Annotated in this window: 12 protein-coding genes and 4 pseudogenes; 10 read left to right on the forward strand and 6 right to left on the reverse strand. The window is 34.9% G+C overall.

Features of this window, described 5'->3' with window-relative positions:
* Window positions 1-41: 41 nt before the first annotated feature.
* On the reverse strand, window positions 42-659 hold the full coding sequence (locus tag SLH51_RS11060) for a tyrosine-type recombinase/integrase (protein ID WP_335961322.1): 618 nt from the start codon (window positions 657-659) through the stop codon (window positions 42-44).
* Window positions 660-935: 276 nt separating this feature from the next.
* Here SLH51_RS11060 and SLH51_RS11065 point away from each other — a divergent pair, with 276 nt between their 5' ends.
* The 4 genes and pseudogenes from SLH51_RS11065 (at window position 936) to SLH51_RS11080 (ending at window position 2645) form a co-directional block, all read left to right on the forward strand.
* Window positions 936-1223, forward strand: a complete 288-nt coding sequence (locus tag SLH51_RS11065) for a hypothetical protein (protein ID WP_335961323.1) — start codon at window positions 936-938, stop codon at window positions 1221-1223.
* Window positions 1224-1527: 304 nt separating this feature from the next.
* A pseudogene (locus SLH51_RS11070) lies at window positions 1528-2019 on the forward strand (tyrosine-type recombinase/integrase).
* Between the two features lie 110 nt (window positions 2020-2129).
* On the forward strand, window positions 2130-2267 hold the full coding sequence (locus tag SLH51_RS11075; protein WP_335961324.1) for a hypothetical protein: 138 nt from the start codon (window positions 2130-2132) through the stop codon (window positions 2265-2267).
* 120 nt (window positions 2268-2387) lie between these two features.
* The gene (locus SLH51_RS11080; protein ID WP_335961325.1) at window positions 2388-2645 is read left to right on the forward strand and encodes a site-specific integrase; all 258 of its coding nucleotides are present in this window, start codon (window positions 2388-2390) and stop codon (window positions 2643-2645) included.
* 34 nt (window positions 2646-2679) lie between these two features.
* Here SLH51_RS11080 and SLH51_RS11085 read toward each other — a convergent pair.
* From SLH51_RS11085 to SLH51_RS11100, 4 genes and pseudogenes are all read right to left on the reverse strand, one after another.
* A pseudogene (locus SLH51_RS11085) lies at window positions 2680-3221 on the reverse strand (IS110 family transposase); the annotation flags it as partial.
* Window positions 3222-3664: 443 nt separating this feature from the next.
* Entirely contained in the window at window positions 3665-4330 is a 666-nt protein-coding gene (locus SLH51_RS11090) for an acetyltransferase (protein ID WP_335961326.1), read from the reverse strand.
* Complete coding sequence (locus SLH51_RS11095; RefSeq protein WP_335961327.1) at window positions 4331-5248, reverse strand: hypothetical protein; 918 nt, start codon at window positions 5246-5248, stop codon at window positions 4331-4333.
* Window positions 5249-5288: 40 nt separating this feature from the next.
* The gene (locus tag SLH51_RS11100) at window positions 5289-6050 is read right to left on the reverse strand and encodes a sulfotransferase family 2 domain-containing protein (RefSeq protein WP_335961328.1); all 762 of its coding nucleotides are present in this window, start codon (window positions 6048-6050) and stop codon (window positions 5289-5291) included.
* A 321-nt stretch (window positions 6051-6371) separates the two neighbouring features.
* On the opposite strand from SLH51_RS11100, the gene SLH51_RS11105 reads away from it, so the two are divergent.
* The 6 genes and pseudogenes from SLH51_RS11105 to SLH51_RS11130 all read left to right on the forward strand — a co-directional run bounded on the left by SLH51_RS11105 (window position 6372) and on the right by SLH51_RS11130 (window position 13096).
* Complete coding sequence (locus SLH51_RS11105; protein ID WP_335961329.1) at window positions 6372-7307, forward strand: hypothetical protein; 936 nt, start codon at window positions 6372-6374, stop codon at window positions 7305-7307.
* A 209-nt stretch (window positions 7308-7516) separates the two neighbouring features.
* Window positions 7517-8650, forward strand: coding sequence for a DegT/DnrJ/EryC1/StrS family aminotransferase (locus SLH51_RS11110; protein ID WP_335961330.1), 1134 nt, complete (start codon window positions 7517-7519; stop codon window positions 8648-8650).
* A 156-nt stretch (window positions 8651-8806) separates the two neighbouring features.
* Window positions 8807-9922, forward strand: coding sequence for an IS4 family transposase (locus SLH51_RS11115; RefSeq protein WP_335961331.1), 1116 nt, complete (start codon window positions 8807-8809; stop codon window positions 9920-9922).
* Window positions 9923-10937: 1015 nt separating this feature from the next.
* Window positions 10938-11478, forward strand: a pseudogene (locus tag SLH51_RS11120) (IS4 family transposase); the annotation flags it as partial.
* A gap of 217 nt (window positions 11479-11695) precedes the next feature.
* Window positions 11696-12048, forward strand: a pseudogene (locus tag SLH51_RS11125) (sugar phosphate nucleotidyltransferase); the annotation flags it as partial.
* Between the two features lie 40 nt (window positions 12049-12088).
* Window positions 12089-13096, forward strand: a complete 1008-nt coding sequence (locus tag SLH51_RS11130; RefSeq protein WP_335961332.1) for a transposase — start codon at window positions 12089-12091, stop codon at window positions 13094-13096.
* Window positions 13097-13486: 390 nt separating this feature from the next.
* On the opposite strand, the gene SLH51_RS11135 is transcribed toward SLH51_RS11130, so the two are convergent.
* Window positions 13487-13864 (reverse strand): hypothetical protein, encoded by a 378-nt coding sequence (locus SLH51_RS11135; protein ID WP_335961333.1) that lies wholly within the window; start codon window positions 13862-13864, stop codon window positions 13487-13489.
* Window positions 13865-13998 lie beyond the last annotated feature (134 nt).

Consider the following 13998-nt stretch of genomic DNA (forward strand, 5'->3'; position numbering starts at 1 on the left):
TTGTTCTTTTTACAGCTTTATTAAATGCATCGGCTATGCCTCTAGAAGTAATATGTGATACATCGTACGTTCCAAGAAAAAGCATCCTTCGGGATGGTTAGGTTTATAAATCTTCCAATAGTCGCGCAAAACATGAAGACAAGCTTCTGAGAGTATGGTATAGCGATCTTACCTCCTTTACCATTTGCCACAAATACACGCATGTTGTTTGAATCATTATTTTGTATTTTAAGCGATGCGGCTTCACCTACACGTAAACCAGCACTATACACTAGCATCAACATCGCTTTATGTTTAATATTTTTACAATTGTTGATGATAGAAAATACTTCTTCTCGCGTCAAAACCTCTGGAAGTGTTTTGCGCTTTTTCTGACGAGGTATCTGCAGATAATTGAGAGTGCGATTCAATGTAACGGCAAAAAGGAAACGAATGGCAACACTATAAGTATTCACAGTTCCTGGTGAAACTTTTTTCTCATGAACCAGATACGATAAGAACTTGCGAATATCTTGCTCATCTAGTTGGTCTACTGGAGAATTAATGTAATCAAGAAAGATTCGTGCGTTCAATGTGTAATTCTCTAGCGTATTTTTCGACAACCCTCGATTTTGAATATCTTCTCTCATCCGTAGTAAAATTTGTTCTTTGTTATCCATGTTTTTTCTCCTCAATATTTATTAGAAGTAGTTCTACATGAAAAAATTAAGGGAATAACACGTTCAAGGATAGATGATAAATTAAGGAAATAGGGGGAGGGGGTTACATACCACCGCGCTAGCGGTTTAGTCCAACAGAAATTATGTACTGAACCAAGTTATGTGCTCAAAATATGTCTTAACATATTAGAAACAATATTTTTCGTCTAATTTCAGCACATAACAATATAAGCATTCTCCTTTGGCTAGGATAAGAATAAAAAGGAGCCAATGCTTATGTACAACGAAACGCAAATTACTTCTTTTGAAAAACATCTTGTTAAGAAAGGGTATTCCAATCTCGTTATTGGACAGTATATTCGGAAGGTAAAAGAATTTTTAAAATGCGAAGATGCGTATTCTGTCCAGAGGACAGATCATGCGGAATTAACGGAAGTTATATCGAAATATTTAGCGAATACCCCATTATCATCTCAAAAAAGTCAATTCAAGCTGCTCTACATGCTTATTATTATTTTCTTAGCGGAACCAGACTTTCTTTCGGCTAAATCTCTCGAAATTTGATGTAAATATGTCCATTGATGTTGAGATAAATAGGTTTCGAACGTATTTAACTGAAGTCTAAACTAAGCGATAATACAATTATTTCTCAATGCAGTACCGTAAAAATATTTTTATACTGCAGTTTTTCAGAAAAGGACTTTTCGCCAGAAAAAATAACTGTAGATCATGTTCGAAAATACCTAGCTGACACACTTCGTCATATCTCAAAGCGTCAAAGAAAACTATGATAGCTAGAATTAGAAGTTACGTAAGATTTCTAGAATTCACAGACGGCTTAAAATTTGAGGTTATTTTGAAATTACCAATGAATCCACCTGTTTGGAAAAAGGCTGGCATCTCAAAATATCTAACTGATTTAGAAACAGATGCTCTTTTTTCATCATATGATCAATCAAATCTAACTGGAATCCGTGACTACGCAATTGCACGATGTTTAAAAGATTTAGGTCTCCGCTGTTCAGAAGTCGCAAGACTTTCATTAGATGACTTTGACTGGTTAATGGGAACTGTAACTATTAGGCAATCAAAATCACATGCTGAAAGAAGGCTTCCACTCCATACTATTACAGGCAAAGCTATTGAAAAATACTTATTGCACTCACGTCCATCTACCGAATAGAGAATTTTATTTGTGAAATTCAAAAAAGAACTAGGACAACCAATGGGAACGTCCCAAGTTCGAAATACCGTAAGACGGGCTGCTATTAGAGCTGGATTGGAGATTTTTACAGGTACCCATATGTTAAGACATACAGCTGTAAAAGAAATGATCGATAATGGTGTTGACCTAAACTAAAGATGATTGCAGATATCCTTGGTCATAAATCTATTGAAACAACTAGTATTTATACAAAGATAAACTTTACACAGTTATAGGATAGCTGGACCTTGGCCGGAGGTGAGAATATGAATAGTAATCTCATCTCAAGGCAGGTAGAAGAATATATTTCCTTTAAAAAGGCGCTTGGATATCAGATTAAAATAGAATCTCAAGAATTAAGACGTTTTTCGGCATATATTGTATCCATAGGGTATGAAGGTTGATTAACCATAGATATCGCATTCCAATGGGCTACTCTTAAAGCAGAGTATTCACGATGGTATATGGCAAGAAGGTTGGAGACAATACGAACATTCGCAAAGTATATTTGTGTTTTGGATCCCATGGCTCAGATACCTCCAAAAGGGATGTTTGGAAAATGTCACGGGCGGACAACCCCATACATCTTCACTGAACAAGAAATATGCATTTTAATGCAAGCTTCAATGGAATTATATGTACCGGACGGTCTTAGATGTAAGACAATCTCAACTGCAATTGGCCTTTTATGGTCTACAGGGATGCGTCCAAATGAAGTATGTCAATTAATGGACGACGATGTTGATTTAAATAATGTCTTAATTACCATCGGAACCGAATAAAGCCCGTTTCAACTCGTCCCTTTTTTTGCTAGCCAGCTAATTCTTCTGGGTTATCAACTTCCTTGATGATTGCTTTAATCATAGATCGACCAGAGACACCCATAATATCCGTTGCCACTGAAGAAAGTTTAATATTAGCACCTTTTAACACCTTTTGGATTCTACTAATTTCCCTAGATCTTTCTTCAATAAGACTTCGGAGTAACGAACCAGTTCACGCAATTCCCTTTGTTCACGACTAGGAAGGTAACCAGGTTGAAGAAGACCATGACGGAGTAATTTAGCAACATTTACATCGGATTTACGACCTGGAACAGCTTTAATGGTTGGGCATTGACCACTAAAAACACGATGTCTTCACTCTCAAGTAAATTCACAATGGGATTCCAATACACACTCGTACTCTCCATGACACTGGCGTAAATCCGTGTTCCTTAATCCAGTCTAGTAGTTTCAACAAAAATACCGTTTTCGTTGGAAACGATTGAATCTCCTTTCCTTTTGGTGTGATAATACATGCAGTGATAGAATCCTTATGAGCACCATCCCGCATGCACGTTCAATGATTACATCCATTGAAACCATCCTTTCTACGACTAAAAATAATGGAGAATGGTGCAACAACAACCAGAATAGGATTAATCTACTATGAGTGCTTCCGCAAGGGAGCAACAGTCAGTGGTGCACCGTGGTCGAAGGAGTCAAACTAACGGATGGGCTCTACTGGCACCATAGTGAATCGACCTTCCTCTCCCAACCGTAGAATCAGTATTGACGGGTTTCATCCATTTTCATTCTCTGTGGTGCAACGCCGATTTTGCGCTGCATGAATGGCTAACGGGACTGGTGACAAAAATGATTATCTGGTTATAAGAATAAGCAGGGTCTTTTTACGAAGATGTGTAAATCAAAGATTATTTGGTAGTCTAAATAAATGCTACATAGTACAACCCTTCTATACTTTTTAGAGGGTAGGGGCGAATTTTCCTGGAAACATCATCACGAACTTTACAAGACCCTCAGAGATATTTATCTCCTTTTTTTCTATCCCTGATAACTTTAGCTGGTGTCCCATATGCAACTTTTGATGATTCAATGTTCGATAATACTGTTGAACCTGCTCCAATAATTGTATGAGCACCTATTTCTATTCCATGCTTCATTGTAGCGCCAATGGAAATAGCTGAATAATCACCGATTTTTACATTACCGCCGGTGGTCACACCTGGGGCTATTGAGGCACAGTATCCTAATGAATTATCATGATCAATTGAAGAATTTGTATTTACTATACAATGTTCTCCTACTACTGAATTACTATTTACTATTGCTCCAGCCATAATAACCGATCCCTTTCCGACTTTTGAGTCTTTAGAGATAAATGAATAAGGGTGAATAGCAGTAATATATTCAAAAGACGGACAAATAGATTTAACTTTTAAGACCCATTGGCTTCTTATCCAATTATCACCAATAGCAACTATTCCTCTTTTATATTGATTATTTTCTTTTTTTAGAATTGTTTCATCTCCTAAAACCGTGTAACCATGTATTATTTCGTTTGGCTTTCTAAACGGGTCAACTATTCCAATTATGGTATACCTATTCATACTTTCTAAAATGTCGATGACAACCTTAGAGTGACCGCCTGAACCAATTACGTAAATATGATTTTCTTTCGTCATTCATTTCAGTCCTTTTTGTACTATTTCTCTATGCACAAATCTTAATCTTTTCTGAAAATGACGAGAAACATGATTTAAATTTTTTTTTCGAAGAAATTTCTCAACTGTTTTTGGATTAATGAAATCCCGTTGTTTTTGTATTTGTCCTTTTGGGCCTGCATAATGCCAGACTTTAATATCCCTAAGCTCGCTTTTAGTTATATTTTTATACTTTTTTTGAAGGGGGTGTGCACATAGAAAATTGTATTTCAAGTTAACTTCATCATAGTTTATTTGATGGCGAAGAATTGCGAGTGACACAGCGACTTGACACCTTGTAGGTATTTCGACTACTTCATTTACCTTTTCCATTTCATAGAAAATAGTTGAGCCGATCTTTCTCATTATCGAACTAGGAGCTAGAAGAAATCCTAAATTAAAATATGGTGGTATACTCTCTTTCTCTGAAAATCCAGCATTCTGTAACACTTTCATCCACCAGATTTCCGGACTAAATTCCCTTGTTTTTCTCCAAAACGGATGATTTTCAGCAGGTTTTCCTATAAAACACTGTGTCCTTTGAGATCGTTCGACTATATTATCTAACAAACCAGTAATGAGCATATCGGCGTCTAGCATTAATACCATATCAGCTTCATATGAGTATCTGAAACGCTGTAAGGCCGTGGCAAAATAATTGAATTTCGCAAATAAATTCTTTTCGACCCATCTCCATTCAATTCTATAATCATTTGCCCAAGTTAGATACTTATTAAACTTCTTGTTGGGAACACCTTCTCCGACAGTAATTACAAATTTTGTTTGATTATACAACTCACCTCCTAATTGACGGAATGATTCTACTAAATAATGAACCATATTAAAAAAGTTATCAGTTGGGCTTATTGGTATATGAACTTCTAAGCAAGGTTTATTCATATATTAACCTCCTTCCAAATTAGAAAATTTCACTGATTTGTTAGATAGTCAAATTTTTAATTTGACTTTTAAGGTTTTCCTTTGCAAAACGATATAATTCCATATCTAATGTATTTTTACTTTCAATAAAAGCAATCAATTCTTTGGAAATCATTTCTTTTTTTGGACGATTTTTAGTTACATTTGCCTTTTTATAATCTATATTTTTCCAGCCAAGTTTATGACTCATTAATACTAAGGATTCATCAAACATTTCTGTGATTCCTACAACAGAGAAATGGTTCATTATTCTTCGTTTTGCTTTATCTAATGCTACATTGTCCAATTCTGATTTATCTGCAGCTAAATAACGCGTTTGCATATTTTCTGTTACGCCTTTAATAACTTGATCATTACTGTAAAGAAATTCTTCAAAGTTCATATGCTTTACTTTTTGGGCCAGAAAGTTTTTATTATTTAAGTCTTTCAGAAAATAATAGTATGAAATTACCCGATCAACCGGATCACGTAACATGGTTATATAAGTACATGAACGTGAGATATTCCTGTGAACACCAAACCACGTATGTCCCATAATACATTTAATTCTTTTTGAAGATCCAATTTTAGGAAGAACCTTTAGTTGATAGTCTAACTTTGGATGCTCCCAAAACGGTTTTGGTATTATCGGTGAAAAACCATACACCTCTCCCGCACGATACTGATCTGTTACTATTCTTTTTAAAGTAGTTCCCGCTGTTTTAGGAAGGTGAAGAAAGATTACAAGTTCTTCTACATTTTTTTGTTTACTCTTTAAAACCATTTATATTTTCCCTCCAGTAATTTAGTTGCTAAGAATAAAAGAAAATTTTTCATATTCAATAAATGAGGCAAATTAGTGTGTTGATAAATTATATTCATCCTTATGTTTTTTGATAATGGCACACACATATTTTAGCGAAGAAAAAAATTGTTAGCGAATTTGATCTAGAAGAACATATTGAACTGCTTTTACATACTTTATAGAACTGAGAAATTCGTTTTATATTTATTTTTAGAATAAGAGAATAAATAAACGATAATTCTTAATTGTTTATTAAGAGTTTTTGATAGTAACTATTAAATTTTAAGGAGTGTTAATTTTATGAAAAAGCCTTCTCTTGAAGTGCATATTCCAATAAGCCCAAATCAGCATTTTTTTACAATGAATCATTATTTGTTAGAATCTTTTAAAGTTTTTGCCGGTGATATTTACGAAAATACTAAATTTGTTTTTACTGTGGGTTCATCTGAACCGTGGAGAGATTTGTCTAATGAGCTTAATTGGGCAAAAGATTATAATGTGGAATGGAGATGGATAGATCCCAAAACCTTTAATAAATACAGTTATTTTGCAACTGCAGTAGAACGATTCAAATATAAATTTGAATCTGATATGGTGTTAATGTTAGATGCAGATACTATGATTACCGGATCACTAGATCAACTCATTCAACACTCATATGAATCTAATATATTTACGGGGCGCCTAACACCTCGTTCCCCTTTTAGGACACTGAAAAAACCAGACTATGAGTGGTGGAAAAAGGTATTTAATGAAGCGAGCATAGAGGCTAAGAAAAAGGGAGAAAAAGGAACAAAAAAATATAATGGGAGTAACTATCACTTTTTTATCCCTTACTTTAACCACGGGGTACTTTTAGCTCCGAGTAGTGAAATGAGTAAAGTAGGTTCAACAATATACGATGAAATGGAAGCAGTTGTACGGGTAAAGGAAACCGTGTACAAATGCCAAATTGGAGTATGCTTAGCTATAATGCGGCATGGTATTCTATACCAAAAACTCCCGAAAAAATTTAATTTCACATTTAATTTTGATCAATATCGTTTAATTCCTGATGATGATTTACAAGATGTGAGAATTTGCCATTATGCAGGTCGTGGTCCTATTCAAAAACGAGTTTACTTTCAAGATTCAGATTCGGTAGAAAACATGATTAAAGAAAATTTTCCACATAGTTGTGATCAATTTTTTCAACGTAAAGTTCAAGCTGTGCATAACAGTATCAAAAATCTTTAACTATCACAATCAGTTTAAAAGTAGTTATCTAAGTTAGGGAGTAATAGACATGTAGTTGCTTCGTTTTTACAATCAAATTCAAAATTAATAGTGGTTTTAAGAAGGGAAGCAATAAAATAATAAAAATGTTCTGGTTGTTAGGTCCAATCATTTTATGAATTAGTGAATTAACTGATAATATAAAAAATAAGTTCTGGGAGTGACGTGTTTTGAACCCATTATTTAAAAAACCAGTATATGTTTCTAAGCCTTTGCTTCCCCCTTTAAAAGACTATTTTAATAGATTACAATCTATTTGGGACTCTGAATGGTTAACCAACAATGGAGAGCAGCATCAAGAATTTGAGAAAAGATTAGCGGACTATTTAGAAGTTCCCTATGTTTCTCTTTTCTCGAATGGCACTACAGCTCTTACTGTTGCATATAAGAGTCTGCATTTAACTGGGGAGGTTATAACCACTCCATTTACTTTTCCAGCTACACCATACAGTTTATCCTGGATTGGCCTGAAGCCTGTCTTTTGTGATATTGATTTAAAGACAATGAATATTGATGCTAATAGAATTGAATCTCTTATTACGAAGGAGACGTCGGCTATATTAGGTGTTCATGTTTTTGGGGTTCCATGTGAGGTGAAAAAGATTGAATCGATTGCAAAAAAGTATAATCTGAAGGTTATCTATGACGCTGCTCATGCTTTTGGGGTCAAGGTTAATGGGAAACCTATAGGTTCTTTCGGTGATATTTCTATGATGAGTTTACATGCAACAAAATTATTTCATACCGCTGAAGGAGGCGCTCTTTTATTTAAAAGTGAGGAATCAAAAAAACGGGCTGATTTGATTAAAAATTTCGGTATTGAGACTGAAGATTTGGTTTCAGAAGTTGGCATAAATGGGAAAATGAGTGAATTACAAGCTGCGCTAGGACTTACTGTTCTTGAACAAGTAAAAGGGGAGCTGAAAAGAAGAGAAACTTTAACAAAGGTTTACAGAAACCTTTTAAGAGGGATTAAAGGAATTGAGTTTATAGAAGAAATAGAAGGTGTTCAATTAAATCATCAATATTTCCCTATACGTATTAATGAGAAGGTTTTTGGAAGGTCCAGAGACTATGTTTATTCTAAGCTTCGTGAAAATAATGTATATGCTAGACGTTACTTTTATCCTTTATGTAGCAACTTTCCGTTTTACAAGAAAAGTGATTCTTCAAGATCTGAATTGAAAGCCGCAGAAACGGTATCAGAGCAAACATTAATTTTACCTCTCTATGGAGAACTAACTGAAAAAGATATTGATATGATTTGTAACATTATTATTCGAGAGAAAAATGGAGCAAATTAAAATTAAAAAAGGAGACACTAGTGTTGCATTAATAAAAATTCATTATTTATAATACTCCAAATGTTCAATAAAGTTATTTTGTGCAAAGAAAAAGTCCTTTATAATGGATTAGTCAGGTGGTAACCCGTCCAAATCCACTATAAAAGGACTCACACTATGGACAAGATTACACGAAAAACGTCATTTGGACAATGGTTTTCACCATTAAATCTTCAACTTTTTGAAGAACAGGTGAAAAACATGAAATTAGATTACTATACAAAGAAATTAACGACGGAATCATTTCTTAAATTACTACTCTTTGCGCAGCTGGAAGAAATTGAAAGCCTTCACGCTCTGAGTGATTGTCTTTTTGATGATCAACTACAAAAAGGAATTGATCTTGATTCCATTAGTATTTCTCAGCTTTCACGACGATTAAATGGTATGAATCCTGATTTATTCCAAATTCTTTTCCTTGATTTGGTCGCACAAATTCATGCCAAAACACACTACACCAAACCCGTCATGCCGTTAAAAATCATTGATTCCAGTACATTACCACTTAATTTGACCAATCATAAGTGGGCAAAGTTTCGCAAAACCAAAGCGGGTGTCAAGCTGCACCTTCGCCTTATGTTCATGGAGAAAGGGATTTCCTACCCTGAAAAAGCCATGATAACAACGGCAAAAGAACATGATCGCAGTCAGCTTGAAATAATGGTTGACGACAAGGAATGCATGTATGTGTTTGACCGCGGTTACCTGGATTATGAACGTTTTGATCGCATGACAGACGATGGCTACTTTTTTCTTTCGAGGTTACGAAAAAACGCTGTCTTACGAGAAGTTTACGATTTTAAACTACCTGAAGAAACGGCTGTTTTGTCTAATCAAATGGTGATGATTGGAACGCCGCAAAACCGTGCTGAAAACTACTTTCGATTATTAAAAGTGATTGATTCAAAAGGAAATCAACTTAATCTAATCACCAATCGATTCGATTTGAGTGCCGAAGAAATTTCAGAAATGTATAAATCACGCTGGGCAATCGAATTGTTTTTCAAATGGATTAAACAGCATCTCAGCATCAAAAAGTTCTACGGCCAAAGCGAATGGGCGATCCAAAACCAAGTGTTTATCGCATTAATTGTTTTTTGCCTACACGTTCTCGTTCAACTCGAGACGAAAAGTAAGCGAAAAACCCTACAAATTAGTCGTTATCTAAGAGCTGCTTTGTGGAAGCCGACGCATATTTGGCTTCGGAAAATTGAAGGAAAAGCCATTCCTTAATAAATAAAATTGTCGTCGTCGCAACTGTCTAATTGTAAAAAAAACCCAAATGGATGGAGCCACCTTTATTGGGTATTTACCTTTTTGTCTCTAAACAGGAAGAATTATAAAACTGAAAATTCACTCAGTTTTTATGCAACACTAGTGAAAAGGAGAGTATAAATTATTTTGTGTAAATGGGAATTGCTCTAACTATGATAAATAGGCTTTACGTGGAGAGGCAGGCATGATAGGCTCGTCAGCAACGGCGATACATTTCATAAAAGTATCGTCTTATCGCCAAGTGATCCATGCCCGCAGAGGCTCATGTCAAGCCGACACCAACCAATCGCTTAAGCATATAGTTCGGGCTTTAGGCGGTCTTCGAAATGAATGGCTAGCTGTGATATACATTCTTTCCAACCTTACACCGAAATATTCCATTTTTTGAAGCTTCTATTGTAGCCCATTAGTTTTGCATAAAGTTTCTTCAAATTTGTTTAGTAGTTTTGAGTAATTTATGGTTTCAAGGCAAAAAAAACTCCTTATAATTAGGAATGGTAGTTCTGTCCAAATCCCAATTAAAAGGAACTCATCATGGACAAGAATACCATAAAATCTACAATTAATGAACTACTAAAAGGAATAGATGAACAAACTTTTTCTAAGCTGATTAACGTCATAGACCTGGATAAATATGTGAAGAAATGATCGGCATACAAGTTCTTTCAACTGCTTATTCTTTCTCAATTGGAAGAAACGGAAAGCTTAACGTTCTTATCAAAGCAGTTGAAAGACAAGAAAGCCTATAGCTTGAACTAGCGTTGGATACAATCAGTACATCACAACTTTCTAGAAAGCTTGGGAGCTTATCACCTAAAAATTTTGAGAAGATCTTTCATCACCTCGTCTTAAAGACTCAAGCGACCCCTCAAACAACCTGCGATCATTCGTGATATTGGTCGTTTATACGTGATTGATTCAACGACGATGAGTATGAGTCTTAGCCAATACCCTTGGGGATGCCGCACTTGTCTCAAACAAGAAAGGCATTTTACGATTCATTCATACAACCATGGCAAATGGCGTTCAAGTAAAGGTAGTATTTGTTCAAAACCGTAACAAAAAGAGTGGATGGCTTGCAATTTTTAGCACTGATTGTACGCTTTCTGAACAAGAAATTGTCGGTATCTACGGTATGCGCTGGGATATTGAAGTCTTCTTTAAGACGACTAAATCAACTATTTAAGCTTCAAAAAGAGTTCCAAGGGATGTCTTATGATTTACTCATCAGTCATACAACGATTGTTTTTTCTCGGTATATTGTCTTGTCCTGGCAAAATCGATGTAACACAGATCAACGTACATTAGGTGGATTCTTCTATGATCTTTGCGATGAAGTAAATGAACTTGATTGGGCTGTCGCATTACAGCAACTAATCGAGCTTCTTGAAGATACCCTAAAAAAATCAAATAAAACGGTTCAAAACTTAATTAAAAGTCAATTTCAGCAATGGATTGACGGTCTGCCTAACTATATCAAGGCTTATTTATCAATCCCAGTCTGCGAAGTTTGAGGAAATAATTAAAGAGACTTGAGTGAGACAAAAAAACTTTCACCACTTATTTCCTTTGATACGTCTAGGTGAATTGCGCTTCAGATTCTTCACTTTATATTCTTCTGAATATGGAAGGTACAACTATATGGAACAGTTGAAAATCCTATTGCATATAAAAAAAAGAGAGCTATAAAAAGGATAATTTATAGTCGAAGGAAAGAAGGTGATGAAAGCAATGAAAGGAGTTATTTTAGCAGGAGGGACAGGAAGCAGGTTAAAACCAGTAACGAAAATTATCAATAAACATTAGCTTCCGGTTGGCCCATATCCAATGATTTACTGGCCTATTATAAAATTGAAGGAAGCCGGTATTAAACAAATATTAATTATTACAAATAAGGAAAGTTTATCGTTGTTTATTCAACTTTTAGGTGATGGAACGGAACTGGGTGTTCAGCTTCAATATAAGGTTCAACAAAGTGCTGATGGCATGCAGGGGGGATTTCATTAGCGCAAAATTTTGTTGAAGAGGAAAAGTTCATTGTCCTTTTAGGGGATAATATTTTTGAAGCCTCCTTAACCCCATTTATTTACTCCTAACATAAAAGATGTACCTGTACACAGTAGTTTGAGTCACTTTCGTAAGGCAGTAACGCCAGAATTATTTTATGAAATATTGTTTGATCTCATCCGCCAAGCCTTGAAATTGGATGCTTTTTTACAAACAACCCTTGCAGGCATTGATTCGCGGCCTGTTTATGCACACGTAAATGGATACAAGAAGAAACGCTGTCGCTGTGAAAACAAAGAGAATTGTGAGTGCGAAAAAACGTATTCGGATCCTGATGCAAAAGTCGGAGTTCAACGAAATAAGGCGAATCAGAACAAATTTTTTATTGGTTACCGTAAACATTCAATAGTGTGTCCCACACCTTCAGGCCCAATCGTCCTTCTGTCGATTATTCTTCCGCCGGATACTTCTGATGTAAATGTTCTTCTCCCACTGCTTGAAAAATTCAAGCAAATGGGGGATCTAAAAGTAGAATACCTTTCGGCTGATTTGGGTTATTTTAGTGCGGAACATCAGGAAGCATCTTTGGTTGAACACGATGTTGCAGTTGTGACAGATTTCAAGAGAAATTCCACGATTCCAGAAACCTGTTCCCCAGAGGGAAAACCTGAATGTGAGGCTGAACATGAGTTAATCTGGGATGGATTTGACAGAGAAACCTATACGTCCTGGTTTAATGGGGACGAAAGCAAATGCATATCCTGTCCACTTCAGGCAACTTGCGATAAACAGTTTAGTTTCTCTTTTAAAGAAAACCCATTTTTCTATGGCCCTGTTCCACAAGATTCCGAGCCACAAAATCAAATGCTTCACTTTCGTAAGCAAGTGGAACTAGCCTTCGTTCATGAATCCAATCAATTAGACTCTATCATGCGCCACAAAAAAGTACCTGTACGAACAACAGAAAGAGTTCAGTCCTTTTTTATTATGAGAGATCTATTTCGACTGATTGAACGAATTATCAAGCATGCCAGGGATACCATTGTACCCAACGATCATGTCGAAAAAATAATGGAAATACAACAGATACAAATTGAACAGATGTCATTAAATCTAGCTGTTTAATGAACAAAAAATCGAACAAATTTTAAAAAAGTTGTTTATGTCCAAGGGGAAAGTCTGACCTTTTTTAGGTGCGAATTTAGCTTGTATGATGAAAAGAGTGTTACTGAACATTAAATTACTTTCATTTCCATTTATGGAAGTTAGGAAAATTAGCTTTTGGTTCTAAAAATTCTTTAAGACTACTTTTTGAACATCCTCTTTAATATCTAAAATGGGTATAAAATCGCCATCATATCGTTTGTGATTCAATTTATTATCTTTAATTAGAGGAAGCCTTTCATTTATATAATTCAATAGATCTGCAGCTAATAATGACATACTTTCATTATCTCTTGCTATTTTAAATTGACGTATTTCATTATAATTAAAACCAAGGATAGACAAAAAATGTCAAACTGGTCCATACTCTTTTTCTATAGCCTCTTCAAAGGTGTAAACACCCACATTTTCTTTTCCGAACACCTGAACAAATTTTTCTGTTTTATTTTTATAAAGTTTTGTAAGGCTGGCAGTAGGTTCGTTTATACTGTCTAAATAAGTTTTACCAATTTTTAACCCTTGTTGAACCTGTCTTACAGACCAAGTAACGTGATTTCTTACATATATTATTACTTTAAAAGTGATATTACTAGTTGATATCGAAATTAAGAAATTTTTGAATTCATATAAATTATTCATAGAGAGCAATGATATGCCTTCTCCAGAAATAATTAATCTAGTACTATCTCTTTTAATAATTTCTCTGTTTAATTTTTTAAAATTCCCCATATTTATTTCATTTATTTTAGAAGTACTATATCCTTTTTTATGTTTATGTGATATTTTTTAGGATTCATCACCACATTTTGTGATTAACGGAAAAGAAGAAAACACTCACAGATTCCTGGCAATAATGTTAGCGT

Origin of the sequence: Halalkalibacter kiskunsagensis (genome assembly GCF_037027555.1) — a bacterium.
Lineage (GTDB): Bacteria > Bacillota > Bacilli > Bacillales > Bacillaceae_D > Halalkalibacter > Halalkalibacter kiskunsagensis.